Source organism: Actinomadura sp. BRA 177 (assembly GCF_013372625.1).
GTDB lineage: Bacteria > Actinomycetota > Actinomycetes > Streptosporangiales > Streptosporangiaceae > Spirillospora.
Genome location: NZ_JABXFD010000286.1, coordinates 1 through 26,612 on the forward strand (window position 1 = coordinate 1; position 26,612 = coordinate 26,612).

Here is a 26,612-nt window from a genome sequence, read left to right on the forward strand (position 1 = left end):
GGCCGGCACGCCGCCCCGGCGCCCGCCGGCGCGCCCGCCGAGCAGCTCGCGCTGCGCGGCCGCACCGAGAAGATGTCCCGGATGCGGCAGACGATCGCCCGCCGCATGGTGGAGTCGCTGCAGGTGGCCGCGCAGCTCACCACCGTGGTCGAGGTGGACATCACCAAGATCGCGCGGCTGCGGGAGCAGGCGAAGGCCGACTTCCAGTCCCGCGAGGGCGTCAAGCTGACGTTCCTGCCGTTCTTCGCGCAGGCGGCGGTCGAGGCGCTCAAGGCGCACCCGAAGCTGAACGCGGTGATCAACAGCGAGACCAACGAGGTCACCTACCACGACGTGGAGAACCTCGGCATCGCGGTGGACGTGCCCGAGCGCGGCCTGATGGTCCCGGTCGTGCACAACGCGGGCCAGCTGAACCTCGGCGGCCTCGCGCAGCGGATCGCCGACCTCGCCGAGCGCACCCGCGGCGGCAACGTCAACCCGGACGAGCTGGCCGGCGGCACCTTCACGCTGACCAACACCGGCAGCCGCGGCGCGCTGTTCGACACCCCGATCCTCAACCAGCCGCAGGTCGGCATGCTCGGCACCGGCGCCGTGGTGAAGCGCCCCGCCGTCATCGACGACCCGGCGCTGGGCGAGGTCATCGCGGTCCGGTCGATGGTCTACCTGGCGCTGACCTACGACCACCGGCTGATCGACGGCGCGGACGCCGCACGCTTCCTCGCCACGATCAAGCACCGCCTGGAAGAGGGCAACTTCGAGGCCGACCTCGGCCTCTAAGGGGGCGTGGGGGGCGTCCCCTCTCGAACCACACGGCCTCTGAGGCTGCTTTTCGGACGTCCCGGGACCCCGCCGCGCCGTACGGGCGGCGGGGTCCCGCGCGTCCGGGGAAACGCGGGACGGGCTGAGAATCTCAGCGTTCACTGGCGCCGTCCGCCTAGGGTGGGGGCATGAGGGTCACCGTCACGGGCTCGTCGGGCCTCATCGGCTCGGCGCTGGTGCAGTCATTGCGGGAGGACGGCCACGACGTCGTCCGGCTGGTGCGGCGGGAACCGGCGCGCGCCGACGAGGCGCAGTGGTCCCCCGCGGACGGATGCGTCGACAAGGACTCCCTGGAGGGCGCGGACGCCGTCGTGCACCTGGCGGGCGCCGGGGTCGGCGACCGGCCGTGGACGAAGGCGTACAAGCGGAAGATCAGGGACAGCCGGGTGGTCGGCACCCGGACCCTCGCCGAGGCGATCGCGGCGGCGCACCCGCGCCCCCGCATCCTGGTCTGCGGGTCGGCGATCGGCTACTACGGCGACACCGGCGGCGCGGACGCCGACGAGAAGTCCCCGATGGGGCGGGGGTTCCTCGCGGCGCTGGTCCGCGACTGGGAGGCGGCGGCCGCACCGGCGCTGGACGCGGGCGTCCGGGTCGTCCACCCGCGCACCGGCGTCGTGCTGAGCCGCGACGGCGGGATCCTCGGGCGGACGCTGCCGCTGTTCCGGCTCGGGCTGGGCGGCCGGCTGGGCGACGGCCGGCAGTGGACGAGCTGGATCTCCATGACCGACCAGGTCGCGGCGCTGCGGTTCCTGATCGACCACGAGATCGACGGGCCGGTGAACCTCACCGCGCCGAACCCGGTGACGAACGAGACCTACACGCGGGCGCTCGGCCGCCTCCTGCACCGGCCGGCGCGGCTGGCGGTGCCGGGGTTCGCGCTGCGGGCGGCGCTGCGCGGGTTCGCCGACGAGGGGCCGCTGATCAGCCAGCGGGTGCTGCCGCACCGGCTGGAGCAGGCGGGGTTCCGGTTCGCGCACGAGAACGTCGAGGAGGCTCTCGCCGGCGTCCTGTGAGTCCCAAGATTCATCAAAGTCCCAGCCGACCCCATTCGGTAGCCATACGGTGACATTGGGACAGCTTTTGGCTCAACAGGAGGATGAATGAGCACCGACGGACAGCCGCACATCCTCGCGATCGGCGGGGGCACCTTCGTGCCGGACGGCAGGCAGGGGCTCGCGCCCAGCCCGCTGCTGCGCTACGCGTTCGACCTGACCGGGCAGGACCGGCCGCGGGTCTGCTTCCTCACCACGGCGATCGGCGACGGGGACGCCTACATCGCGCGCTTCTACACCGCGTTCTCCTCGATGGACGCCGAGGTCAGCCATCTGGCGCTGTTCCCGATGCCGAACGTCGCGGACGTCCGGGCGCACCTGCTCACCCAGGACCTCATCTACGTGTCGGGCGGCAGCGTCGCGAACCTGCTCGCCCTGTGGCGGCTGCACGGGCTCGACGCGATCATGCGGGAGGCGTGGCAGGAGGGCGTCGTCCTGTCCGGGCAGAGCGCGGGCGCGCTGTGCTGGCACGTCGGCGGCAACACCGACTCGTTCGGGCCGGAGCTCACGCCGATGACCGACGGCCTCGCCCTGCTGCCGTACTCGTGCGGCGTCCACTACGACAGCGACCCGCAGCGGCGCCCGCTGCTGCAGCAGCTCGTCGGCGCGGGGACGCTGCCGGGCGGGTACGCGGCCGACGAGTCGGTGGCCCTGCACTACGTGGGCACCGAGTTCGTCCAGGCCGTGTCGTACCGGCAGGACGCGGGCGCCTACCGCGTCGAGCCGGACGGGCCGGGGAAGGCGAAGGAGTCCCGGCTGGAGCCGCGCCTGCTCGCCGCCCTCTGACGCCCGCCCGCCCTCCGCCGCTCAACCGGCCCGCGCGCGGCATAAGCTGGCCGGGTGAGCGATGTGGAGGTACGCGAGCTGGTGGTGGTGCACGCGGGATTCGGCTCGGCGGCCGTCCCCTACGAGGCGGGGTGGGACCTGCAGAAACGCACCCACGCGCTGCGGGTGGACGACGCGATCCCCGACACGGTCCTGATGATGGAGCACCAGCCGGTGTACACGGCGGGCAAGCGGACCGAGGCCCTCGACCGGCCGTTCGGCGACCCGGGCGCCCCGGTCGTCGACGTGGACCGCGGCGGCAAGATCACCTGGCACGGCCCGGGGCAGCTCACCGGCTACCCGATCGTCCGGCTGCCCGACCCCGTCGACGTCGTCGGCTACGTGCGGCGGCTGGAGCGCATGATGATGGACGTCTGCGCCGAGCTCGGCCTGCGGACCGTCACCGTGGAGGGACGCAGCGGGCTGTGGGTGCCCGGCGCCCCCGACCGCAAGATCGGCTCGATCGGGATCCGGGTGGCGCGGGGCGTGGCGATGCACGGCTTCATGCTCAACTGCGACAACGACATGGGCTGGTTCGACAAGATCGTCCCGTGCGGCATCCGGGACGTCGGGTCGACCAGTCTCAGCCGCGAACTCGAACGGCACGTGACCGTCGCCGAGGTCGTCCCGCTGGCCGAACGGCACCTGGCCGCGGCGCTGGGCGCGGCGGAGACGTTCCACCGCACCACCGCGCAACTGGGCGTCTGAGGCGCCGGTCAGGCCATGACCTTGTAGACGGCCTGGCCTTCGGCGGCGGCCGCCTTGAAGAACTCCGCCAGGCCCGCGTAGGCGGGCTTGAGGAGCCTGTCGCGGGCGGCGCCGTCCAGCCGCGCCGCGTCCTGCACGCCGGCCCTGCCCATCGCCGCCGGGTCGAACCGTCCGGCGACCTGGCCGAACGGAGTCGCGGCGAGATGGTCGGCGGTGGGCTTGACCCGGTCCGGCGCGAGGTAGATCACGTCCATGCCGAGCTCGTCGGCGCCGTCCTCGGTGAGCAGCCGCCCGCCGCACACGACGTCGGCCTCGGGCTGCCGCCCGTCCCACGGGTCACCGGTGACGAGGTAGTGCATCGCCTGCCACGCCCAGCCGAGCTCGAACAGTCCCGACGCGCCGCGGCGGCGCCAGTCGGGGGCGCCGAAGATGTGGCGGGCGATGCGGCCGGGATCCGGCTCGCCCTCCAGCACCGGCGGCACCCTGAGGTACGACATTGCCAGACCCACTGCGGTCCTCCTGCTAACGCTGTTGCGTGACGACAGGGAGTCACCCTAGAGAGATCCACTGTCCACCATGGCCGAAACACGCGAATCGGCTGCGTGATCGGGGTACTGTCATACGTTCGAGATCGCTCCGATACGGCATTGAGGCCCCATCCGCCGGGGACCGGAAGGGCGCCCTCGGGCGGTGTGCCGCACCGTAGATCGCGACGTAGTCTGGGACGCGTGACGACGGTGACACCTGAGGGACGCAAGCTCCTGCGCGTCGAGGCGCGCAACAGCGAGACCCCGATCGAGCGCAAGCCCGACTGGATCAAGACCCGGCTGAAGATGGGCCCGCAGTACCGCGAGCTCAGCGGCCTGGTGAAATCCGAGGGCCTGCACACGGTGTGCCAGGAGGCCGGCTGCCCCAACATCTACGAATGCTGGGAGGACCGGGAGGCCACGTTCCTCATCGGCGGCGACCAGTGCACCCGGCGCTGCGACTTCTGCCAGATCGACACCGGCAAGCCGCAGGCGCTGGACCGGGACGAGCCGCGCCGTGTCGCCGAGTCCGTCGCCACGATGGGCCTGAAGTACGCGACCGTCACCGGTGTCGCCCGCGACGACCTGGAGGACGGCGGCGCCTGGCTGTACGCGGAGACCGTCCGGCAGATCCACGCGGCGATCCCCGGCTGCGGCGTCGAGCTGCTCATCCCGGACTTCAACAACGTGCCGGAGCAGCTCGCCGAGGTGTTCTCGTCGCGTCCGGAGGTGCTGGCGCACAACGTGGAGACCGTCCCGCGGATCTTCAAGCGCATCCGCCCCGGGTTCCGCTACGAGCGCTCCCTGGAGGTCCTCACCAAGGCGCGCGAGGACGGGCTCGTCACCAAGTCGAACCTGATCCTCGGCATGGGCGAGACCCGCGAGGAGGTCTCGCAGGCGCTGCGCGACCTGCACGAGGCCGGCTGCGAGCTGATCACGATCACCCAGTACCTGCGGCCGAGCCCGCGCCACCACCCGGTGGAGCGGTGGGTGAAGCCGGAGGAGTTCGTGGAACTGTCGGCGGAGGCGGAGGAGATCGGGTTCGCGGGCGTCATGTCCGGGCCGCTCGTCCGGTCCAGCTACCGCGCCGGACGCCTCTACAAGCAGGCGATCGAGGCGCGCTCCTAGCCGGGGTTGTCGGGTCAGGCGGCTGACCCGACTATCCTTGGATTCATGTCGAAAAAGCCCACGGACGGTGCCCAGGAGCGTCCGGGCCGTCTCAAGCAGATCCGCATGGTCGCCCAGGTGCTCCGGCAGGCCGACCCGAAGGCGCTGCCGATCGTGTTCGCATCGGCGATCGGCACCCTGGTCGTCGTCATCGTCATCGGGCTGATCGCCGGCCAGCTGTGGTTCTTCATTCCGCTGGGCATCCTGGCGGGGCTCGCGGTCGGCATGATCGTCTTCGGCCAGCTGGCGCAGCGCGCGCAGTACAAGGTGATCGCCGGGCAGCCGGGCGCGGCCGCCGCGATCCTGAAGAACATGCGCGGCAACTGGACGGTCACCGAGGCCGTCAGCGGCAACCGCAACCTCGACATGGTGCACCGCGCGGTGGGGCGTCCCGGCGTGGTGCTGGTGTCGGAGGGCCCGCGCAACCGGGTCGGCCCGCTGCTCGGCGCGGAGAAGAAGCGCATCTCCCGCGCCGCCCAGCAGGTGCCGATCTACGACGTGCAGGTCGGCGACGACGAGGGCCAGATCCCGGTGGACAAGCTGCAGCGCCACCTGATGAAGCTGCCCCGCAACCTCAACAAGGGCCAGGTGGCCGAGCTGAACGACCGGCTCCAGGCGCTCCCCCGGTCGATGCAGATGCCGAAGGGCCCGATCCCGAAGGGCGCGAAGATGCCGAAGGGCCCGAAGCCGAAGATGCGCTGAGCAGCCGTGAGAAAGAGCGCCCCCGCGGGGGCGCTTTCTCGTTTCCGCGGTCGGCGCCTAGATATTGACGACGACCGTGTTGGCGGCGCGGTCGTGCAGGCCGCGGTAGTCGCGGTCCCAGAACAGCGCGGGGAGGACGAGGAGGAGCAGCGCCGCCCTGGCCAGGCTCCAGCCGAGCCCGACGAAGGACCGCCCGTCCAGCCGCACGACGCGGATGCCGCAGAGCCGCTTGCCGATCGTCACGCCGAGGAACGCGGTGAGCACCCACGCCTGCACCCCGAAGATGATCAGGGTCGACAGGCTGCGCTCGGCCGGCCCCCAGCCGAACCCGCGCGCCAGCAGGCTCGCGACCAGCATCGACAGGCCCCAGTCGACGAACAGCGCGACGAGCCGCCGGCCGTAGGAGGCGGCGGCGCCGCTGCCGCTCGCCGGCAGCCCGAGCCGCTCGCCGGGCCGGCCGAGGTCGGCGCCCGCCGCCCCCGCGCCGCTCAGCCACGTCTGCGTCCACCGGGGCGTCTGCTGCCGCCCCTTGCCACCGCTCATGGCGTCTACGCTATCCCGTCCCCCGAGGCGTTCCGCCGCCCCCGCGCACCGGCCCGGAGTGACCCGTAACACAGCGGAAACATATGGGACACGGCCGGGAAACGGCGCCGCCGTAGCTTTTCCCGGGTAGCGAGATGCGCCATGAGGAGGCCGGATGTTCAGCAGCGCCGAAGAGGTCCTGAGCTACATCAGGAATGAGGACGTGCGATTCATCGACTGCCGGTTCGTGGACCTGCCCGGCAAGATGCAGCACTTCACGTTCCCCGTGGAGAGCTTCGGCGAGAGCGTCTTCACCGAGGGGCTGATGTTCGACGGCTCGTCCGTCCGCGGCTTCCAGGAGATCCACGAGTCGGACATGCTCCTGCTCCCGGACCCGACCACCGCGGTCGTCGACCCGTTCCGGCAGCACAAGACCCTGAACCTGAACTTCTTCGTCCACGACCCCCTGACGGGCGAGCCGTACAGCCGCGACCCGCGCAACGTCGCGAAGAAGGCGCAGGACTACCTGCGCGGCACCGGCATCGCCGACACCTGCTTCTTCGGCCCCGAGGCCGAGTTCTACATCTTCGACGACGTGCGCTTCGAGACCAAGCAGAACGCCGGCTACTACTACCTCGACTCGGTCGAGGGCGCCTGGAACACCGGCCGCGAGGAGCCCGGCGGCAACCTCGGCGCCAAGCCCCCCTACAAGGGCGGCTACTTCCCCGTCCCGCCGATGGACCACTACACCGACCTGCGCTCGGAGATGGTGTCGCAGCTGCTCAACGTCGGCATCCACGTCGAGATGCAGCACCACGAGGTCGGCACCGCCGGCCAGGCCGAGATCGACTTCCGCTTCGACACCCTGCTGAAGACGGCCGACCAGCTCCAGCTCTACAAGTACATCGTCAAGAACGTCGCCCGCGCCGCCGGCAAGACCGTCACGTTCATGCCGAAGCCGATCTTCGGTGACAACGGCTCCGGCATGCACTGCCACCAGTCCCTCTGGAAGGACGGCGCGCCGCTCTTCTACGACGAGGTCGGCTACGCGGGCCTGTCCGACAACGCCCGCTACTACATCGGCGGCCTGCTGAAGCACGCCCCGTCCCTGCTGGCGTTCACGAACCCGACGGTGAACAGCTACCACCGGCTCGTCCCCGGCTACGAGGCCCCGGTCAACCTGGTGTACTCGCAGCGCAACCGCTCGGCCTGCATCCGCATCCCGATCACCGGCTCGAACCCGAAGGCCAAGCGCGTCGAGTTCCGCGTCCCGGACCCGTCCTGCAACCCCTACCTGGCGTTCTCCGCCATGCTGATGGCCGGCCTGGACGGCATCCGCAACAAGATCGAGCCCGCCGAGCCGGTCGACAAGGACCTCTACGAGCTCCCGCCGGAGGAGGCCCGCGCGATCCCGCAGGTCCCCGGCTCGCTGCCCGAGGTCCTCGCGGCCCTGGAGGACGACCACGACTACCTCCTGGAGGGCGGCGTCTTCACCCAGGACCTCATCGAGACCTGGATCGCGATGAAGAACGAGTTCGAGATCGACCCGATCCGCCTCCGCCCCCACCCCCACGAGTTCGAGCTCTACTACGACATCTGATCGGACGGAGGGGTGCGCTGGTCCTGTTTCGAGCAGGGGCAGCGCGCTTCTTCATGCCGTGGGTGCGGGGGTGGTGAAGAGGCCGTTCGCCACGTCCTCGACGGCCTGGTCGCGGGCGCGGTAGTGGATCTTCTTGCCGGTGGCGGTGAGCGGGAGGGCGTCCACGAAGCGGTAGGCGCGGGGACGCTTGTAGGGGGCGAGCATCGGGTGCTCGCGGCAGTGCCGGTCGCAGTCCGCGGCGGTCAGCGCGGCGCCGTCCGGGGTGTCCGCCGGCACGATGTAGGCGACGACGCGCTGGCCCCACTCCGCGTCGGGGACGCCCACCACGAGGCTGTCGGCGATGGCGGGGTGACCGTTGAGGGCCTCCTCGACCTGGACGGGGTGGACGTTCTCCCCACCGGAGATGACCATGTCGTCCTTGCGGCCGACGATCGTGACGTACTCGTCGGCGTCCCAGGTGGCGAGGTCGCCGATGTAGAGCCAGCCGCGGTGGAACCGGCGGGCCTGCTCGTCCGGCGCGCCGGGGTAGGCCTGGCCGCACTTGGGCGAGCGGACGATCACCTCGCCGACCTCGCCGCCGTCACGGGCGACGTGGTCGTCCGGTTCGGCGAGCCGGTCGTCGTAGACCCGGACCACCGCGACGTCGTCGTCGGTGCAGGCGCGGCCCGCACTGCCGGCGTGGTCAGGGAGGTCGGCGGGGCGTAGGAAGGTGTTCCAGAACGCCTCGGTCGTGCCGTACCCGTTGAAGATCCGCGGGGTCAGGGTCTTCTGGTAGTGCAGGCACGCCTCGCGCTCCAGCGGCGCGCCCATGGTGACGATCCCGCGCAGGGTGGACAGGTCTCGGGCGCGTTCGGTCTGGGCGCGCGCCAGCATCGCCAGGTTGGTTGGGGCGCCGATGAGGTAGGTCAGGCCGAGCCGTTCGACGAGGTCCAGGCAGACGTCCGGGTCGAACGCGCGCATGGGGACGACCTCGGCGCCGACATAGAACACCGGGTTCGGGCCGCCGGAGTACAGGCCGCCGCGGTGGAACCACGGGGTCATGTTCAGCGTGCGGTCCTCGGGGGTGAGCGGGAAGTGCATGATCACGTCGTGCGCGGTGAGCACCTCGGCGACGCTGTTCACCGGGACGCCCTTGGGCATGCCGGTGGTGCCGGAGGTGTACAGCCGGGTGGTCTCCGCCCAGGTCGACTCGGTGCCGGCCAGCGGACGCGGGGTGGCGGCGTACAGGTCGGCGAAGGGCATCGCGCCGGGCAGCGGCCGCCGTCGCCGACCGCCGCGATCAGGGCGGGCCGATGCTCCGACCGCTCCAGGGCGGCGGTCACCTGGTCGGTCAGCGCGGTGTCGTACACGAACGCCGCCGGCCGGCCCTCGTCCAGCACGAACGCGGTCTCCCCGGCGGCGAGCCGGAAGTTCACCGGCGAGCCGACCGCGCCGCACGCCTGGGTGGCCAAGTAGAGCTGGGCGAACTCGGGACCGTTGAAGAGCTGGTAGACCACGGTGTCGCCCGGTTGGACACCGGCGTCCGCCAGGCCGGTCGCCAACCGGTCCACCAGGGCGCCCAGCTCCGCGTAGGTGACGCTGGCGCCGGTGGCGGGATCGTGCAGCGCGGTGCGGCGCGCGTAGCGGTGGGTGTTGCGGCGGAAACCGGCGAGGTAGGTGAACTCGCGCTCGAAGTACTCCCGGTACGCGGTCGGATCGTAGCCCGTCATCGTCGCCCTCCTCGGGGCCGTCAGGTGGTCTGGGGGTGGGCGGACGGGAACCGGGGCGCGCGCTTCTCGCGGAGCGCGGCGGCGCCCTCGACGACGTCGGGGCCGAGGAAGGTGAGCATCTCGTACGCGGCGGACTGGTCGAAGATTGGGCCGGCCATGCGCAGCCAGCCGTTGAGGGCGCGCTTCGTCAGCCGGATCGCCGGCTGCGCGCCGGTCCCGAGCGTCTCCGCGACGCGCAGCGCCTCCGGCAGGACGTCCTCGCGCGGGACGGCCCTGCTGACGAGGCCGATCCGCTCGGCCTCGGCGCCGTCGATCATCTCCCCGGTCAGCAGGTGGTAGCGGGCCTTGGCCATGCCGGCGAGCAGCGGCCAGATGATCGCCGCGTGGTCGCCGGCGGCGACGCCGAGCTTGACGTGCCTGTCGCCGATCTTGGCGTCCCGCGCGCAGATGGAGATGTCGGCGAGCAGCGCCACCACCGTCCCGGCGCCGACCGCGACCCCGTTGATCGCGGACACCACCGGCTTCTCGCAGTTGATGATGTTGTAGACGAGGTCGCTCATCTCGGACAGCATGTGCGAGACCCGGTCGTGGTCGCCCGTCATGCGCTCGACCATGCCGAGGTCTCCCCCGGCGGAGAACGCCCGGCCCGCGCCGGTCACCACCGCGACCCTGGTCTCGGGGTCGGCGGACACGTCCGTCCAGACGCGGGCCAGTTCGCCGTGCATCCGCTCGTCGGCGGCGTTGTACTTCTCCGGCCGGTCCATCGTGATCAACAGGACGCCGTTCGGGCGCCGCTCGAACGTCAGCTGCTCGTAATCGTCGAACTTCATCGCTCTCCTCAGCTCATGGTCAGGCCGCCGCTGACGCTGACGGTCTGCCCGGTCACGAAACCGGCCTCGTCGGACGCCAGGAACGCCACGACCCCGGCGATGTCGGAGGGCTCGGCCAGCCGCCGGAACGGGATCGCGCGGACCAGCGCCTCGCGCAGCTTCGGGTCGTCCCCGCCCATCGAGGCGAACAGCGCCGTGTCGGTGGGGCCGGGGCACACGCAGTTCACCCGGACGCCGTGCCGGGCCTGCTCGCGGGCGAGCGTCTTGGTGAACGCGATCACGCCGCCCTTCGCCGCGGAGTAGACCGCCTCCCCGGCGGAGCCGACCCGTCCGGCGTCCGACCCGATGTTCACCACCGCGCCGTGCTTCTGCCCGGCCATCACCGGCAGCACCGCGTGGCAGGCGTGCAGGACGCCGTACAGGTTGATCGCGATGATCTTGTCCCAGTCGGCCGGGTCGGACTGGACGAACGGGCCGGCCACGTCCCAGCCCGCGTTGTTGACCAGCACGTCGATGCGGCCGAACCGCGCCTTGGCCTCCTCGGCCATCGCGTCCACGGACTCCCGCGACGTGACGTCCGTGCGGACCCCGGCGGCGTCCCCGCCGAGGTCGGACGCGGTCTGCTTCGCGGCGGCCTCGTCGATGTCGGCGGCCAGCATGACGGCGCCCTCATCGGCGAGCTTCGCCGCGATCGCCCGCCCGATGCCCCGTCCGGCACCGGTCACGATCGCGACCTTGCCCTGCAGTCTTCCCATCGCTTGTCCTCACGGTCGGGGAGTGCGCCGCACTCCTGGATGTCAGGGGGCATAGGCGCGGCCGAGCAGGTGCCGCGCGACCACGAGCTTGGACGCCTGCGCGGTGCCGTCGCCGATCTCCAGCCCGATCACGTCCCGCAGCCGCTGCCCGAGCGGGCTGCCGGTGGAGTAGCCCGTGTGCCCGAACGTCAGCAGGCACTGGTGGATGACCTCGGCGGCAAGCTTCGGCGCCCAGAACTTCGCCATGGCCGCCTCGGCGCTGTGGTCGAGCCCGGCGTCCTTGCGCCACAGCGCCTCGTAACAGACATGCCGCGCGCCACGCAACTGCGTCGCGTGCTCGGCCAGCGGAAACGAAACGCCCTGGAATCGCCCGATCGGCTGGCCGAACGCCTCCCGCTCGCGCGCCCACACCACCGCCTCGTCCAGCGAGGCCGCCGCGGCGCCCAGGCACGCCAGCCCGATGATGGCGCGCGAGTAGTCGAAACCCTGCATCACCGACACGAAGCCGTCTCCCGGACGGCCGATCATCCGGTCGGCGGCGACCGGCAGCCCGTCGAAGTGCAGCGACGCCCGCCCAATGGACCGACCACCAAGATCATCGAACCGCGCCCGGGTGACAAACCGGTCATCAAGCTCGACGTAGAAGGCGCTGACACCACGCGCCCCCGCCCCACCGGTCCGCGCGAGCACCACGGCCGCGTGCGCATCGGTACCCAAGGTGATCGAGGTCTTCTCCCCGTGCAGCCGCCACCCGTCCCCATCGGGCCGCGCGCTCATCTCCAGATTCCCCGCGTCGGTACCGTGCCCCGGCTCGGTGACGCACAGCGCGGGCAGGACTCGTCCCGCCGCGATCGGCGGCAACCAAGCCGCACACTGCTCCTCGGACCCGTGCCGCACCAGGATGTCGCCGATCAGCGCGGTCAGGACGATCACATACGTGGCGTTGACGTCCGCCCGCCCGACCTCCTCGGCCGCCATCCCGGCCACCACGGCACCGGCCTCCTGCCCGCCGTACCGCTCCGGCAGGCGCAGCCCGGTCAGCCCCATCCCGGCCATCTCGGCGACCAGCCCGTCCCGCAGCTTCCCGGCCCGGTCATCGGCCTGGTAATGCGGCGCGAGCGCCTTCCCGGCGAATCGCCGCAGCTCCTGCCGGTAAGCCTCTTCCTCGTCACGGAAAACGAAGTCCATGGGCCCCTCCGTTGACCACCGTGGCAAACTTTGACCCGAGGGTCAATACTCGGCCCAAAGGTCAAACTGATACCCTCGGGTCAATCACCAGGAGAGGGGCGGGCGTTGACCGGCAGCCGGCTCGCGGACAACCCCGGCTCGGGCCGGGTGCAGCGGCGGCGCGGCCGCCGCACCAGGGAGATCCTCACGACCGCCGCCGAACTGTTCGGCGAGCGCGGCTACGACGCGGTCAGCCTGGAGGACGTCGCCGAACGGCTGGACGTCACCAAGGGCTCCCTCTACTACTACTTCCGCAGCAAGGGCGAACTCGGCACCGCCGCGATCGAGGCGCTCGGCAACGACTGGACCGAACGCCTGGAACAACTCCCCGCCGCCCGGACCGGCCCCCCGTCCGAACGCCTGCGCGCACTCCTCCAGGAGCACATCAGCATCGCCGTCCGCGAGTACCCGGCCGCGCTGCGCCTCTTCCTCGTCCCCCGCGACTGGCCCGCCGACACCGCCGCCCGCATCAAGGACCTCCGCCGCCGCCACAACCAGATCTTCCGCACCGTCATCGAGGAGGGCGTCCGCTCCGGCGAATTCACGGTGACCGGCATAGGCACCACCCTCCAGTGCATGCACGCCGCCATGAGCCAGGCCTCCACCTGGTGCACCCGCCTCCCGGAGCCAGACCGCGCCACCGCCATAGACGAACTAACCGAAACCCTGATGATGCTCGTCGGCCAACCCCCGAACTCAGATGCAACGATTTGACGCTGTGATTACGTCACAGTATCGTCACGTCTATGCTCTACCCGACCCCTGCACTCACCGGCGCGGACGAGAACGTTCTCGGTGAGATCGAGAAGATGCGCGGCGCGTTGCGCCATCAGGTGCACAACGCGCCATCGAAGTGGAAGCGGGGGCTGCGGAAATTCCTCACCGCCGACGCCGTGGCGGCGTCCAACTCCATCGAGGGCTTCAAAGTCGCCACGGTCGACGTCGAAGATTTGATGGAGGGCGAGCGCGACGTCGAAGTCTCCGAGGTGGACCGGGAGGAGACCCTCGCCTATCAGCGGATGATGACCTACATCCAAAGTCTTCACGACGTCGAGGATTTCGCCTATAGCAAGGGCTTCATCAACGCCCTGCACTGGATACTCCAGGGACACCGCCACACCCCGCGCAAGCCCTCCGGCCAGTGGCGCCATGGCCCGGTATACGTCACCGATGCCCGCGACCCAAGCATCGCCGCGTACACGGCCCCGGACGCGGATGACGTCCCGGCGCTCATGGCCGAACTCATCGATTGGCTTAACACGGGCCATGACGCACACCCGCTGATCCGTGCTGCGATGGCCCACCTGCACCTGGTATCGATCCATCCCTGGGCGGACGGCAACGGCCGTATGTCCCGCTCATTGCAGACGCTGATGATCGCCCGGGAAGGTGTCCTCGCCCCGGAGTTCTCCTCGATCGAGGCCTGGCTTGGGCGACCCGGCAACACCTGGGAGTACTATCGCGAACTCGCCGGCCGTGGTGCGCGGTACGTCCCCGACCAGGACGTCTCGAACTGGGTGCGGTTCAACCTCACGGCGTACCACCAGCAGGCTCAGACCGTTCAAAGCCGCCTCGACCGGGCCGGACGGGTGTGGGGTGTCCTCGCCATGTTCACGCAGCGGACCGGCCGGGACGAGCGGATCATCAGCGCTCTGCACGACGTCGCCATGACCGGCCGGGTTCGCCGCCTCCGTTATGAGCACTCCGAGGGCCTTAGCCTTCAGCAGGCCCAACGCGATCTCCGCGACCTCGTCGGCGCCGAGATCCTGACCTCCGTCGGCCGCACCCGAGCCCGCTACTACACCGCAGGCCCTCGCTTCCCCGAGGACGCGCTGGAGATCGCCAACACCCCCATGACATTGGCCGACCCTTACGCCACGTGAGAGCGGCGCGCACCCTTTCACGCCACCGAGGCCGATCGACCGTCGAGGACGGGACGCAGCCGAACGCCGAGAGCCGCGCGGCGATCTCTGCGCAGGCTCGGTCAGGGGCGTGGCAGGGAGCCAGCGGGTCTCCGGTGGACGCGATGAACCATGGCACGCCGTTCACGCCCGGCTTCACCCAGATGCTTTTCCCCACCTCCGGCAGGTCGGACGAGAACACCCGCAGCAGTGCCGGGGACTCCCAGTAGCGCCGCGCCGTCCTCCATCCAGCGCCTTCCAGCGCCTCACCGAGCCGGTCGAGGTGGTCTGTGGCGTTCATCCCGCACGCCAGATGACGGCACCGGTAGCCTCGTCGCGCCGAGCTTCGCCGACCGTGCGGAGGTCGACGTAGGCGGCGGTGCCGTCCGGGGCTAGGGCGACGTACCGCACCTTTCCGGACGCGCCGGTCTTCAGGCCGCGCAGCGCCTCGTGGACGTTCCGGATCGCCGCCTCACGGTCATCGGTCACCCCGCCGCGTCCGCCGTCCCGGGCCCAGACGTCCCACGCGTAGAGCTTGGGGGGTTCGTGGCGCATGTCGTATGTCACGGGACGAAGACTCTCCGTGATCACACGTCCACCCGGACAGGGTTTCTGTCCCCGGCTCAGACCAATAGGCCGATGCGACCTGCCAAATCTCGGGCATCTCGCCGCAATGCGGTCGGCGCTTCTTTGGCCAACTCCATCGTCATGCGGCGCGCGTAGCCGTTGTAGCGGACGGTCTCGGGTGCGGCGACGTAGGCGCGGTCCAGGGTGCCGAGCGCCGCCGCGTCGTCACCGGCGAGCCGCCATGCCCGTGCAGCCTCGATCAGGTGGCGGCCGCGCCGGGGCTGCGACGGGATGGCGGACGCTTCGGCCCGCCGGGCGTGCTTGCGCGCCTCACCGGCCTGCCGCAGTTCGACGGCGATCGTCACGGCGTGGGCGTCCATGATGACCCGCGAGAACGAGGTCATCGGGTCGTAGTGGAAGGCCGGCAGGCGCTGCGCGATCCGGTCGGCCCGGTCCCACCAGCGCCAGGCCGTTCCAGCTTGACCCGCCCGCGCCGCGGTGTAGGCGACCTCGTGATGGAGGGCACCCCACATCGCGCGCAGCTCACCGTCGGCCTCCTCCACATGGGGCTTGAGGAGATCGAGCCCCTCGCGGTTGACGGCCTCGGCCGCGTCGAAGTCGCCCGCGTCCCGGTGCGCCTGCGCGGCGAGCCACACGGCGCCGCCGAACGCCTTGGGGTCCTCGGACTCCTCGGCGGCCATGATGCTTCGCTCCACGATGCGCCACAGCAGGTCCGCGGACGGCTGGTAGGCCACGAAGAACTGCGCGAGGTTGTAGATCCGCGCGAGCAGCGACAGGGCGCGTCGGCGCTCCGCACCCTCGTACCCCCGGACGGCCTGCTTGGCGTCGCGGATCAGCTCGGGGAGCAGCGCGCCCAGGACGGTCCGGTGGTCCGGGGAGGCGTGCCGAGCCCGCCACGCCGCGTCAAGGCGGGCGTGCAGGTGGCCCAAGGGGCTCGGCGGCCCCGTCATGGACACGGCCACCGCATTGATCGCGTCGCGGACATCGTTGAGGGCCGGGTGGCCGGACCCACGGAACATGCTCATCGGCAGTGGCTCACCGCCGGTCAGCTTGCCCACGTCCCGCACCTTGAGCGCCTCGGCGAGGTTGAGCAGCGTCGGCAGCCTGGGCTCCCCGATCTCACTCCGCTCCACGGCCTTGACCCACCGCGCGTTCCGTCCGATGAGGCCACCGAGGACCTCACGAGACATCCCGCGCCGCTCCCGGTAGTACCGGATGCGCTGCCCCACCGTGAGGTCCGGGTCCGCAGGATCCATGCTCCGCTCGTTCAAGGCCCTGCACCTTCCTGAAGTCGCGACAACTACAGGCTAAGCGCGGCGCGCGGCGGTTCCCAGCGGTAGCCATGAGCCGATCCGCGATGGGACGCCCAACCCGAGAGTCACGCGGCAGCCCCCGCACAGGCCCGGACAGGCCCGGACAGGAGCGTGGCGGGGGCCAGCGCCCTGTGGGTGTCCAGCCTGAGCTGCGAGTTCTGATCACGGGGTGGAAATCTGCGCCTACGCCCAGACGGTGATCGGGCATAATGGCCGAAGGTGCAGGAGTTATGCGTGGGATCTCAATGTGAGAAACTGTACCAGGCCAACCGTCATCAAGACCGCATGGGAGTTGAATGAGGCAATCTCTGAACGGTGTCGGCCAGTATGGGAGACCACAGACATCGAGGCAGAATTGAAGAAAAAGGCATAATCCCCTGTGATCTGGCGTCGCCCGGACGTCATGCGACTTCTCGTCGCACATCTTTTCTTGTACACCGGCATGAACCTGTCGAAGACGGCATGGCCTCTGTACCTCAATGCGGAGAACGCCCTCTACCTGCTCGCCGCAACCTACACGGCCATGGCCGTTACCGGCGTTGCCGGGGCCGCCGTCACGGGGTGGCTCGTCGACCGCATCGGCATCGCAGCGGTCATATCTGCGGGCAGCATGATCTACGGCGCCGGACTGCTCTTGAGACTGCAGCACACCAGTCTGCTGCTCGCCATCGCCAACGGCGTGATCATGGGCATCGGCGCATCGGCCCTCATCTCCTGCCTGCGCCCGTGGATGATCCAGGTGACCGACCATGGCACCCGGGCACGCGTCATCTCCTACCGCACAGCCACGCTCAACATCGGCATGGCGGTCGGCGCCGCCCTCCTCACCCCGATTCTGCTGGTAACCAGCGACCGAACCTTCGGGTACACCGTCGGCCTCGTCGTCCCCGCAATAGTCATCATGTTCATCGCACTGATACGGCCACGGAACGTGCACAAGCCGGAAATTCCTGCGGCTTCGCAAGAAGTGAAGCAGGCAGTGCCGGTCGCGATGATCGCGGGAGTGACCGTTCTGGGCGCACTCGGCGGTCTCGGCCTCAGCATGCTGCTGCCCTATATCCCCCTCATACTCACCGGCGCCCACGTGAGCCCGGTTTCCGTCGGCCTCGTTGTCGCGGGCCTGTCCGTCGCCCGTGTTCTGGCAGCACTGATCATCGGCCGATTCGACAAGCCCCATCTCCGGCTGGCCGGACTGGCAGGTGCCTAAATCGTCATCGCTGCGGCGACAACCACCGCAGCTATCGTCCGCGCTTCCATGCTGACAGTGGCCTTGCTGGCCGCCGTCTATGTGGCCCTGGGTGTCAGTTCGTTCTGCGAAGAGATCATTCAGTCGGAAATGCTGCCTGCCCACTGGCGCGGGCGACTTTTCGGCTTCGCCCAAAGCGGGTTCCTCGCCGGCGATGCCATCGGAGGCACCGTCGGAGCCGTCCTCCTCAGTAAGAGCGGGACACCCGGCCTCCTGCTCGTTTACGCCGGCACCTCGCTTGTGACCGCGGTGGTGTACCCCGCCTTCATCCTTCGTATGGGGGCCGCATCAGGCTCCTCAGGGAGTCGGTGGTCAGGTGGGTGGACGCACATCCGGCGCGCCAGATGACGGCACCGCGCGTCGTAGGGCGCTGGCATTATGTGGCGGAGTGCGCGGTTGGGAGCGGGATGACGGACGAGGCCAAGGACGTCCTGCGGGGCGGGTACGCGCTGCTGGACGCGGCGCGGGATCTGATCGTCGACCACCGGCGGGCGCTCTCGGGGGTGCATGGGGCGCTGGCGCCGTTGCGGGCGGAGGCCGCCCGCGAGCAGCTCGGGTCGGTACCGCTGGCGCGGTTGAAGGACGTCACGGACGGGCGGTTGCGGCTCGGGCCGCTTGAGGACGCGGGGTTCGCGAGTGTCGCGGACGTTCTGGAGGCGACCCCTTACCGGCTCCAGCTGCTGCCGGGGATCGGGCCGCAGACCGCGCAGCAGCTGCATGCGGCGGCGGGGAGTCTGGCGGAGGCGGCGGAGCGGTCGGCGACGGTGCGGATCGACGTGGAGCGGCGGGACGAGGGGATGACGCCCGTCGTCGTCGCGTTGCACCGGCTGGTGAACGCAGGGCCGGAGCTGCCGAAGGCGCGGGCCGCGGCCGAGGAGGTCGAGGAGCGGTTCGGGCCGCTGGTGCAGGACGCGCGGCCGGCCGGATCGTGGTGGCGGAGAGTCTTCGCGCGGCCGGCGAAGCGGGAGCGGGCGCGGGAGGCGATCGGGGAGCTGGCCGAGGCGCTCCGGGGGCAGCGGGACGTCAGGCTGCTGATCTCGCAGGCTTCCGTGGACCTGCTGCGTCCCGACGCCTCGGCGGACGAGGCGTGGATCGACTTCGAACTGCGGGCGGCCGACTACCAGACGCTGCTGGCGGAGCTCGCGGCGGCGGGGCCGGAGCGGGACGCGGCTGAGGGGTTCCTGCCGGGGGATCTCGCGGCGCGGGTCAAGGCGCAGCCGCTCGATGACGAGTACCGGCGTGTTTCGCTGCGCGGGTACCAGTCGTTCGGGGCGCGGTTCGCGCTCGTCCAGCGGCGAGTGATCATCGGGGACGAGATGGGGCTCGGGAAGACGATCCAGGCGATCGCCGCGATCGCGCACCGGCGGGCGGAGGGGGCGACGCACTTCCTGGTGGTGTGCCCGGCGAGCGTGCTGATCAACTGGGTGCGGGAGATCGAGACGCGCAGCGCGCTCGCCGCGCATCCGCTGCACGGGTCCGGGCGCGCGGCGGCGCTGCGGAAGTGGGCGGGCGACGGCGGGATCGCCGTGACGACGCTCGCCACGCTGCACTCCCTCGACGTCCCGCCGGACGTCGGGATCGGGATGTTCGTGGTGGACGAGGCCCACTACGCCAAGAACCACGAGACGCGCCGGGCGCAGGCCGTCGCCGCGTGGTGCCAGAGGTCCGAGCACGTCCTTTTCCTTACGGGCACCCCGATGGAGAACCGGGTCGAGGAGTTCCGCAGCCTGGTCGCGCATCTGCGTCCGGACGTGGCGGAGCGGGTCCGGCCGAGCGACGCGGCGATGGGGGCGCGGGCGTTCCGGTCGGCGGTCGCGCCGGTCTACCTGCGCCGCAACCAGCGGGACGTGCTGGTGGAGCTGCCCGAGGTCGTGCACGTGGACGAGCTGGAGGAGTTCAGCCGGGCCGACGCGGCGGCCTACCGGCGGGCGGTCGCGGACGGCAATTTCATGGCGATGCGCCGGGCCGCGTACGCCGTGCCGAAGAGGTCGGCCAAGCTCGACCGGTTGAAGGAGCTGGTGGAGGAGGCCGCCGAGAATGACCTGAAGGTCGTGGTCTTCTCCTATTTCCGGGATGTGCTCGCCACCGTCCAGGGCGCGCTCGGCCCCGAGGCGCGGGGGCCGCTCTCGGGCGACACCCCGGTCCCCCGGCGGCAGGAGATCGTGGACGCGTTCACCGCCGAACCCGGGCATGCCGTCCTGCTGGCGCAGATCCAGGCGGGCGGTGTGGGCCTCAACCTGCAGGCCGCGTCGGTGGTGATCCTGTGCGAGCCGCAGGTGAAGCCGACCATGGAGACGCAGGCGGTCGCCCGCGCCCACCGGATGGGGCAGGTGCGCACCGTGCAGGTACACCGGCTGCTGACGCCCGGCAGCGTGGACGAGCGGATGCTGGAGATCCTCCACGTCAAGAGCATGCTGTTCGACCAGTACGCGCGGCGCAGCGACCTGGCGGAGCAGACGCCGGACGCGCTGGACATCTCCGAGCAGAGCCTCGCGCGGCAGATCGTCGCGGAGGAGCAGGAACGGCTCGGGACCTAGCGGGCCCCGAGCCGCCGGGTCAGGTTCGCAGGAAGTCCAGCAGGTCCTTGTTGAACCGCTCCTTGTCCCCCGGGACCATCGCGAGACCGTGCGAGCCGCCCTCGTAGACCTTCAGGGTGGCGTCGGGAATGATCTCCACGGCCTTGCGGGCCGTCGCGTCGATCGGGACGATCTGGTCGTCGTCGCCGTGCACGATGAGCGTCGGGACGTCGAACCGGCGCAGGTCCTCGGTGAAGTCGGTCTCGGCGAACGCGGTCACGCAGTCGACGCCCGCCTTGACGCATTCCTGCATCGCCATGAACCAGAACGCGTCCCGGTTGCCCTGCGTGGCCTTGGTGCCCGGCCGGTCGGCGCTGAAGAACGGCTCGGAGGCGTCCTTCCAGAACTGCGACCGCTCGTTCAGGATGCCCTTCTTGAATTCTTCGAACGCCCCGGCGGGCACCCCTTCGGGATTGCCGTCCGACTGCAGCAGCAGCGGCGGGATCGCCGACAGCAGCACCGCCTTGGACACCCGGGAGGTGCCGTGCCGGCCGATGTAGCGGGCCAGCTCCCCGCCGCCCATCGAGTGCGCGACCAGGACCACGTCCCACACCCCGAGCGCGTCGATCAGGTCGTTGAGGTCGTCGGCGAAGGTGTCGAAGTCGTAGCCGTCCCAGGGCTGGGACGAGCGGCCGTGCCCGCGGCGGTCGTGCGCGATGGCGCGGTAGCCGGCGTCGGCGACCGCCTTCAGCTGGTCGTCCCACGCGTCGGCGTTGAGCGGCCAGCCGTGGCTGAAGACGACCGGCTGCCCCCGGCCCCAGTCCTTGTAGTAGATCTCCGTGCCGTCGCGTGTCTTGATGTGACCCATCGGTCCCCCCGAATCGATGACGTCGTGGACTCCGGCGGCCCGGTCCGCGGCCGCCTCACGCCTCGGTACCCGCCGAACGGGGAAGAACGCGCCGGGGCGCCGTGTTCACGTGGCGGAGACCGGACGATCAAAGGGGATGTCATGGCCGAGGTCAGGGTGGAGCGCACCGAGGACGGGTTCCAGGCCGTCAACGGGCGGGGCGCGAAGGTCGCCATCGGCGACGGGGACACCGCGGGCGCCTTCACCCCGGTCGAGCTGCTGCTGGCGGCGCTCGGCGGCTGCGAGCTGGTCACCGTCGAGCCGCTGACGGCGCAGCGTGGGCACCGGATGGCGCGGCTCGCGGCGACCGTCCAGGCGGACAAGGTCGCGACGAGCACGCTGGGCACGATCACGGTCACCTACGACGTCGAACTCCCCGAGGGCGACGAGAAGGCCGAGGACGTCCTGAAGGCCGTGGCCGCGCGCGTCCACGAGAAGTACTGCACGGTCGGCAACGCCCTCCGCGAGCCGATGAAGGTCGAGCAGGTCGTTTAGCCGCAGACGGCGCCGGCGGCGGGCAGTGCGCCGCGCAGGAGGTAGGCGTTGACGGTCTTGCGGACGCAGGAGTTGCCCGTTTCGTAGGCGCCGTGGCCCTCGCCGCGGAGGGTGAGGAGGGTGGCGCGGCCGCCCAGCTCCTTCGTCAGGGCCGGTGCCCACGCGTAGGGGGTGGCCGGGTCGCCGGTGTTGCCGACGACGAGGATCGGCGCGGCGGACGGGGCCGACACCTCGCGCGCCGCGTCGTCGCCCGGCACCGGCCAGCCGGTGCACTGGAGCAGGCTCCACGCCATGGACGTCCCGAAGATCGGCGAGGCGTTGCGGAATTTCGGCAGCAGCCGGCGGACGTCGGCGGGCGTGTGGCGCTCGGTGGTGTCCGCGCAGGTGATGGCGGTGTTGGCGGCCGACAGGTTGCTGTACGTCCCGTCGTCGGCGCGGTCGTTCTGGACGTCGGCGAGCATCAGCAGCAGCGACCCGTCGCGGCGCTTCACCGCGTCCACCAGGCCCTGGGCGAGGTACGGCCAGGCGTTCCGGGAGTACAGGGCGGCGGCGACGCCGGTCGTGCCGAGGCTCTGGGTGAGCTTCCGGCCGGACGAGGTCGGGAGCGGTTTCCGGTCGAGCCCGGCGAGGATCCGGCCGATGGACGCGACGACCGACGGGCCGTCCGCCCCCAACGGGCAGTCCGCCTTCCCCAGCCGGGCGCAGGCGGCGGCGAAGTCGCCGAGGGCCCGCTGGAACGCGGCCGCCTGCTGCAGGGCGAGGTCCACGCTGCCGATCTTGGTGTCGACGGCGCCGTCGAGGACGGCCCGGCCGACGCTGTCCGGGAACTGGTGGGCGTAGACGCCGCCGAGCCAGGTGCCGTAGGAGATGCCGAAGTAGCGCAGTTTCGCGTCGCCGAGCGCGATGCGGATCATCTCCATGTCGCGGGCGGCGTTCACGGTGCCGACGTAGGGCAGCAGGTCGCCGGAGCGTACCGCGCACTGCCGCACGTAGCCGGCGCGGGCGTCGATGTACGCGGTCTCCTCGGCGGCGGTGTCCGGGGAGTCGTCCATGGCGGCGAGTTCGTCCATGCGCCGGTCGCTCGCACACCGCACCGGGGTGCTGCGTCCGACGCCGCGGGGGTCGAAGCCGATCAGGTCGTACCGGGTGCGCAGTCCGGCGTACTCGCCGGCGACCTGGGCGAGGGTGTCGACGCCCGCGCCGCCGGGGCCGCCGAAGTTGAACAGCAGCGAGCCGATGCGGTGCCGCCGGTCGGTGGCCGGCACCTTGATGAGCGCGAGGGAGATCTTCGCGCCGGACGGCCTGGTGTAGTCGAGCGGCACCCGGAGCGTCGCGCACCGGACGCCGGCCGGCACCGGGGCACCGCCCGGCGGCGGTGACGGCAGCCCGGTGCAGCGCTTCCATTTCGGCGGCGCGGCGGCGGGCAGCGCGAGGGGCGTGCTGACGGCCGCGCGGGGCACGCCGACCACCGTGCGGCGTTGTCCACTCATTCCCGAGAGGGAGATCAGTCCGGAAACGGCCAGCGCGGCGGCGGACACCGCCGCAATGCCGGGTATAGCCCGATACCTGGCCATTCGTCCCTCCGTTCGCATCACGGGGGGCGATCACGGCCTACCCAGGGCCTCCTATGCTGACTCCTGATCAACTCCATAGGCTCCGCGCGAGGAGGGAACGGCGGGCGATCCGGCCGGCGTCCCCGGCGCCCCTCCCCCGAAAGTCCGGATGCCGCATCAGGGTCGTACTACTCAAGGCTGAGACGAAGACCATTCATTGCGGTGATCTCATTCAGGGGGCCCTGAGGCAAAGATGGATAGCATGGCTCAACCCGCCCCCCCAGCAGCCCGCAGAGGCCAGGCCGCCGCGCGGATGCGGCACCGGGTGCTCACCGCACCGCCGGTCTGGCGCGAGCTTCTGCTGGTCGTCCTCTTCTACACCGGATATACGCTGACGCGCGTCGTCCTGGTTCAGGACGGCACGGGCCCGGCGTTCGCCCACGCGGAAGAGATCCTGCGCTTCGAGCGCCACCTGGGGCTGGACGTTGAGCTGCACCTCAACCACACGCTGCTGGCCGTGCCCTGGCTGGCGCGGACCGCCAACATCTTCTACGCGACGATGCACTTCATCGTGACGCTCGGCATCGTCGTCTGGCTGTACCGCTACCGGCCGCAGCACTACCGGTGGCTTCGCGCGTCCATCATGATCGCCACCGGGGTGGCGCTGATCGGCTTCTGGCTGTACCCGCTCGCCCCGCCGCGGTTCCTGCACAGCGAGGGCTTCGTCGACCCGGTGACCGCGCTGCACTCGCTCGGCCTGTACGCCAGCGACGCGTCCGGGAGCCTGACCAACCAGTACGCGGCGATGCCGTCGATGCACGCCGGCTGGTCGCTGTGGTGCGGGATCATCCTGGTCAGGCTGGCGACGCAGACGTGGGCCAAGATCCTCGGCGCGCTCTATCCGGCGACGACCGTGTTCGTGATCCTGTCCACCGCGAACCACTACGTCCTGGACGCGGTGGCGGGGATGGCGCTGATCGGCGGCTCGCTGTGGGTGTCGTGGCTGCTCTACATGCGCTGCCCCGCGCCGCTCCTCATCGCGCGGGCCCGGGTCACGCACCGGCTCGCGCAGCGCACCGGACGCGGCGCGAGCCGGTCCAACCCGGGATCCGCGGCCACGTGCCGGGCCAGCCGGCCCTGACCCGCGTACGCGCCCGGTAGTACACGTACGACCCTGGTAGTACTCCGCCTACTCGCCGCCGTAGAAGACGCGGTCGACGACGGCTCGCGCGCGGCGGGTGTGGCGGCGGTAGTCCTCCAGCAGGTCCCCCGGCCCCGGATAGCCGAGGACGCGGGTGACGGCGCTGCGCTCCCGGCGGTGGTCGGTCGGCAGCAGGTCGGACGCGCGGCCCCGCACCAGCATGATCGAACCCCTGATGCGGGTGGCCAGGCACCACGCCTGCGCGAGGACCTCGGCGTCGCCCGCGTCCAGCAGACGAGCCTCGACGGCGGCGTCCAGCGCGTCCAGCGTGCGGGTGGTGCGCAGCCCCGGGACGTCGTGCGCGTGCTTCAGCTGGAGGAGCTGCGCGACCCACTCCACGTCGGCGAGGCCGCCCGGCCCGAGCTTGGTGTGCAGCCGCCGCTCGACGCCGCGCGGCAGCCGCTCGGACTCCATCCGCGCCTTCAGCCGGCGGATCTGCCGGACGGCGTCCTCGTCGATGCCGCCCTCCGGCCAGCGGACCGGGTCGATCAGCGCGCGGAACCGGTCGCGCAGCCCCGCGTCGCCGATCAGCGGGTCGGCGCGCAGCAGCGCCTGCGCCTCCCACGGCTCCGACCAGCGGGCGTAGTAGGCGGCGTAGGACGCGAGGGTGCGCACCAGCGGGCCCTGCCGGCCCTCCGGGCGCAGGTTCGGGTCGATCTCCAGCGGCGGGTCGGGGGCGGGCAGCGCGAGGAGGCGGCGCAGCTCCTCGGCGACGGCGTGCGCGGCGCGGCCGGCGGCCCGCTCGTCGGCGCCGGGCAGCGGGTCGTGGACGAACATCACGTCGGCGTCGCTGCCGTAGCCGAGCTCGTGCCCGCCGAACCGGCCCATCGCGACGATCGCCGGCCGGGTCGGCAGCGGCTCCCGCGACTCCATCTCGATCTTGTTGACGGCGGTCCGCAGCGCGGCCTCGATCGTGACGGTGGCGATGCCGGTCAGGGCGTCCCCGACCGTCCGGACGTCGGCCAGGCCGAGCAGGTCGGCGACCGAGACCCGGAACAGCTCGCGGCGCCGCAGCCCGCGCACCACCCCGACCGCCTCCTCCGCCGGCCGGCTCCCCTCGGCATGCCGCCGGACGGCGGCCAGGGCCTCGGCGCGCAGCGCCTCTTCCGGACGCGGTGCCAGGTCGCCCTCGCCGCTGAGCAGCGCGACCGCGTCGGGGGCGCGCAGCAGCAGGTCGGTGGCGTAGCGGCTGGAGCCGAGCACCCACGCCATCCGCTCGGCGACGGTCACCTCGTCCCGCAGCAGCCGCAGGTACCAGGGCGTCGTGCCGAGCGCGTCGCTGACCTGCCGGAACCCGAGCAGGCCCGCGTCCGGGTCGGGGGCGTCGGCGAACCAGCCGAGCATCACCGGCAGCAGCGTCCGCTGGATCGCGGCGCGCCGCGAGACGCCCGCGGTCAGCGCCTCGATGTGCCGCAGCGCGCCCGCCGGGTCGGCGTAGCCGAGCGCCTCCAGCCGGGTCCGGGCCGCCTCCGGGGTGAGCCGCGCCTCCTCCCCCGGCAGCCGCGCCACGGCCCGCAGCAGCGGCCGGTAGAACAGCTTCTCGTGGATGCGGCGGACCTCCCGCGCGTGCCGCCGCCACAGCGCGGTGAACTCCTGCACCGGGCCGGTGCGCAGGCCGAGGGCGCGGCCGAGGCGGCGCAGGCCGTCCTCGTCGTCGGGGACGAGATGGGTGCGGCGCAGCCGGTGCAGCTGGACGAGGTGCTCCACCCGCCGCAGGAACCGGTACGCCGAGGCCAGCGCCGCCGCGTCGTCGCGTCCCACATAGCCGCCACGGGACAGGTCGGCGAGCGCGTCGAGCGTGGCCCGCGCCCGCAGCGCCGCGTCGGCGCGGCCGTGCACGAGCTGGAGCAGCTGCACCGAGAACTCGACGTCGCGCAGCCCGCCCGGCCCCAGCTTGAGCTGCCGCTCGGAGTCGGCGGTCCGCTGGTTCAGGTCGGTCTCGACGCGGCGCCGCATCGCCTGGACGTCCTCGACGAAGCTCTCGCCCTCCGCCGCCTTCCACACGATCGGGGTGATCATGTCGAGGTAGCGGGCGCCGAGACCCGCGTCCCCGGCGAGGGGACGGGCCTTCAGCAGCGCCTGGAACTCCCACGTCTTGGCCCACCGCTCGTAGTAGGCGCGGTGGCTGGCGAGGGACCGCACCAGCGGCCCGGCCTTGCCCTCGGGGCGCAGCGCCGCGTCGACCTCCCAGAGCGCGCCCTCCTCGGTGGTGGCCGAGCACGCCCGCATCATCGCCGACGCCAGCCGCGTCGCGGTGCGCAGCGCGGCGTCCTCCTCCGCGCCCTCGCGCGCTTCCGCCACGAAGATCACGTCGACGTCGCTGACGTAGTTCAGCTCGCGGGCCCCGGCCTTGCCCATGCCGATCACGGCGAGCCGGCACGTCCCGTGCTCGGGGACGCCGGCGCGGGCGACCGCGAGGCCCGCCTCCAGCGCGGCGGCGGCGCGG

General features: G+C 71.4%; 26 protein-coding genes. 14 read left to right on the forward strand and 12 right to left on the reverse strand.

Annotated features, from left to right (window positions below):
• The 4 genes from sucB to lipB all read left to right on the forward strand — a co-directional run.
• On the forward strand, positions 1–777 hold a 777-nt coding region (sucB, locus tag HUX53_RS12975; protein WP_176403426.1), incomplete at its 5' end, for a 2-oxoglutarate dehydrogenase, E2 component, dihydrolipoamide succinyltransferase.
• A 170-nt stretch (positions 778–947) separates the two neighbouring features.
• Positions 948–1,835 carry a TIGR01777 family oxidoreductase gene (locus HUX53_RS12980; protein WP_176403427.1) on the forward strand — a complete coding sequence of 296 codons (888 nt, stop codon included), beginning with the start codon at positions 948–950 and terminating at the stop codon, positions 1,833–1,835.
• A gap of 87 nt (positions 1,836–1,922) precedes the next feature.
• Entirely contained in the window at positions 1,923–2,660 is a 738-nt protein-coding gene (locus tag HUX53_RS12985) for a peptidase E (RefSeq protein ID WP_176403428.1), read from the forward strand.
• A gap of 54 nt (positions 2,661–2,714) precedes the next feature.
• Complete coding sequence (lipB, locus tag HUX53_RS12990; protein WP_309237193.1) at positions 2,715–3,407, forward strand: lipoyl(octanoyl) transferase LipB; 693 nt, start codon at positions 2,715–2,717, stop codon at positions 3,405–3,407.
• Between the two features lie 8 nt (positions 3,408–3,415).
• On the opposite strand, the gene HUX53_RS12995 is transcribed toward lipB, so the two are convergent.
• Positions 3,416–3,916, reverse strand: coding sequence for a DUF1877 family protein (locus HUX53_RS12995; protein ID WP_176403429.1), 501 nt, complete (start codon positions 3,914–3,916; stop codon positions 3,416–3,418).
• Between the two features lie 219 nt (positions 3,917–4,135).
• Between HUX53_RS12995 and lipA the strand changes: the two genes are divergently transcribed.
• Both lipA and HUX53_RS13005 read left to right on the forward strand, forming a co-directional pair.
• Positions 4,136–5,062 carry a lipoyl synthase gene (gene lipA, locus HUX53_RS13000; RefSeq protein WP_176403430.1) on the forward strand — a complete coding sequence of 309 codons (927 nt, stop codon included), beginning with the start codon at positions 4,136–4,138 and terminating at the stop codon, positions 5,060–5,062.
• Between the two features lie 45 nt (positions 5,063–5,107).
• Positions 5,108–5,803, forward strand: a complete 696-nt coding sequence (locus tag HUX53_RS13005) for a DUF4191 domain-containing protein (RefSeq protein ID WP_176403431.1) — start codon at positions 5,108–5,110, stop codon at positions 5,801–5,803.
• 57 nt (positions 5,804–5,860) lie between these two features.
• Here HUX53_RS13005 and HUX53_RS13010 read toward each other — a convergent pair whose 3' ends face one another.
• A complete protein-coding gene (locus tag HUX53_RS13010; RefSeq protein WP_176403432.1) occupies positions 5,861–6,346 on the reverse strand; it encodes an RDD family protein in 486 nt (161 codons plus the stop codon).
• A 154-nt stretch (positions 6,347–6,500) separates the two neighbouring features.
• Between HUX53_RS13010 and glnA the strand changes: the two genes are divergently transcribed.
• Positions 6,501–7,925, forward strand: coding sequence for a type I glutamate--ammonia ligase (glnA, locus tag HUX53_RS13015; protein WP_176403433.1), 1,425 nt, complete (start codon positions 6,501–6,503; stop codon positions 7,923–7,925).
• 51 nt (positions 7,926–7,976) lie between these two features.
• On the opposite strand, the gene HUX53_RS13020 is transcribed toward glnA, so the two are convergent.
• From HUX53_RS13020 to HUX53_RS13035, 5 genes are read right to left on the reverse strand one after another with little or no spacing between them, the layout of a single operon-like run.
• Positions 7,977–9,065, reverse strand: a complete 1,089-nt coding sequence (locus HUX53_RS13020) for a class I adenylate-forming enzyme family protein (RefSeq protein WP_255205209.1) — start codon at positions 9,063–9,065, stop codon at positions 7,977–7,979.
• Positions 9,044–9,634 carry an AMP-binding protein gene (locus HUX53_RS41075; RefSeq protein WP_255205206.1) on the reverse strand — a complete coding sequence of 197 codons (591 nt, stop codon included), beginning with the start codon at positions 9,632–9,634 and terminating at the stop codon, positions 9,044–9,046. Before HUX53_RS41075 ends, HUX53_RS13020 begins: the two co-directional genes overlap by 22 nt.
• Before the next feature lie 20 nt (positions 9,635–9,654).
• Complete coding sequence (locus HUX53_RS13025; RefSeq protein WP_176403434.1) at positions 9,655–10,464, reverse strand: enoyl-CoA hydratase/isomerase family protein; 810 nt, start codon at positions 10,462–10,464, stop codon at positions 9,655–9,657.
• An 8-nt stretch (positions 10,465–10,472) separates the two neighbouring features.
• Positions 10,473–11,219 (reverse strand): SDR family NAD(P)-dependent oxidoreductase, encoded by a 747-nt coding sequence (locus HUX53_RS13030; protein ID WP_176403435.1) that lies wholly within the window; start codon positions 11,217–11,219, stop codon positions 10,473–10,475.
• A gap of 42 nt (positions 11,220–11,261) precedes the next feature.
• Positions 11,262–12,407 carry an acyl-CoA dehydrogenase family protein gene (locus HUX53_RS13035; protein ID WP_176403436.1) on the reverse strand — a complete coding sequence of 382 codons (1,146 nt, stop codon included), beginning with the start codon at positions 12,405–12,407 and terminating at the stop codon, positions 11,262–11,264.
• A gap of 105 nt (positions 12,408–12,512) precedes the next feature.
• On the opposite strand from HUX53_RS13035, the gene HUX53_RS13040 reads away from it, so the two are divergent.
• Positions 12,513–13,160, forward strand: coding sequence for a TetR/AcrR family transcriptional regulator (locus HUX53_RS13040; protein ID WP_176403437.1), 648 nt, complete (start codon positions 12,513–12,515; stop codon positions 13,158–13,160).
• 32 nt (positions 13,161–13,192) lie between these two features.
• Complete coding sequence (locus tag HUX53_RS13045; RefSeq protein ID WP_176403438.1) at positions 13,193–14,329, forward strand: Fic family protein; 1,137 nt, start codon at positions 13,193–13,195, stop codon at positions 14,327–14,329.
• A gap of 315 nt (positions 14,330–14,644) precedes the next feature.
• On the opposite strand, the gene HUX53_RS13050 is transcribed toward HUX53_RS13045, so the two are convergent.
• Entirely contained in the window at positions 14,645–14,914 is a 270-nt protein-coding gene (locus tag HUX53_RS13050; RefSeq protein WP_176403439.1) for a hypothetical protein, read from the reverse strand.
• 56 nt (positions 14,915–14,970) lie between these two features.
• Entirely contained in the window at positions 14,971–16,191 is a 1,221-nt protein-coding gene (locus HUX53_RS13055) for a helix-turn-helix domain-containing protein (RefSeq protein ID WP_176403440.1), read from the reverse strand.
• Between the two features lie 460 nt (positions 16,192–16,651).
• Between HUX53_RS13055 and HUX53_RS13060 the strand changes: the two genes are divergently transcribed.
• Genes HUX53_RS13060 through HUX53_RS42245 form a run of 3 tightly spaced genes read left to right on the forward strand, consistent with a single transcriptional unit; the run spans position 16,652 to position 20,031 of the window.
• The gene (locus tag HUX53_RS13060) at positions 16,652–17,455 is read left to right on the forward strand and encodes an MFS transporter (RefSeq protein WP_176403441.1); all 804 of its coding nucleotides are present in this window, start codon (positions 16,652–16,654) and stop codon (positions 17,453–17,455) included.
• Between the two features lie 48 nt (positions 17,456–17,503).
• On the forward strand, positions 17,504–17,842 hold the full coding sequence (locus tag HUX53_RS13065) for a hypothetical protein (protein ID WP_176403442.1): 339 nt from the start codon (positions 17,504–17,506) through the stop codon (positions 17,840–17,842).
• Between the two features lie 59 nt (positions 17,843–17,901).
• Positions 17,902–20,031 (forward strand): DEAD/DEAH box helicase, encoded by a 2,130-nt coding sequence (locus HUX53_RS42245; RefSeq protein ID WP_176403443.1) that lies wholly within the window; start codon positions 17,902–17,904, stop codon positions 20,029–20,031.
• 19 nt (positions 20,032–20,050) lie between these two features.
• Here the strand turns inward: HUX53_RS42245 and HUX53_RS13075 are convergent, their stop codons facing one another.
• Entirely contained in the window at positions 20,051–20,878 is an 828-nt protein-coding gene (locus HUX53_RS13075; RefSeq protein ID WP_176403444.1) for an alpha/beta fold hydrolase, read from the reverse strand.
• Positions 20,879–21,019: 141 nt separating this feature from the next.
• On the opposite strand from HUX53_RS13075, the gene HUX53_RS13080 reads away from it, so the two are divergent.
• Positions 21,020–21,412: an OsmC family protein gene (locus HUX53_RS13080; RefSeq protein WP_176403445.1), complete on the forward strand. Its 393-nt coding sequence runs from the start codon at positions 21,020–21,022 to the stop codon at positions 21,410–21,412.
• On the opposite strand, the gene HUX53_RS13085 is transcribed toward HUX53_RS13080, so the two are convergent.
• Entirely contained in the window at positions 21,409–22,902 is a 1,494-nt protein-coding gene (locus tag HUX53_RS13085) for an alpha/beta hydrolase (RefSeq protein WP_217919383.1), read from the reverse strand. The two genes, HUX53_RS13080 and HUX53_RS13085, sit on opposite strands and share 4 nt — an antisense overlap.
• Positions 22,903–23,227: 325 nt before the next feature.
• Between HUX53_RS13085 and HUX53_RS13090 the strand changes: the two genes are divergently transcribed.
• Positions 23,228–24,106: a phosphatase PAP2 family protein gene (locus tag HUX53_RS13090; RefSeq protein WP_255205207.1), complete on the forward strand. Its 879-nt coding sequence runs from the start codon at positions 23,228–23,230 to the stop codon at positions 24,104–24,106.
• Positions 24,107–24,154: 48 nt separating this feature from the next.
• On the opposite strand, the gene HUX53_RS13095 is transcribed toward HUX53_RS13090, so the two are convergent.
• Positions 24,155–26,612 (reverse strand): bifunctional [glutamine synthetase] adenylyltransferase/[glutamine synthetase]-adenylyl-L-tyrosine phosphorylase (locus HUX53_RS13095; RefSeq protein WP_176403447.1); only part of this gene is annotated, 2,458 nt, incomplete at its 5' end.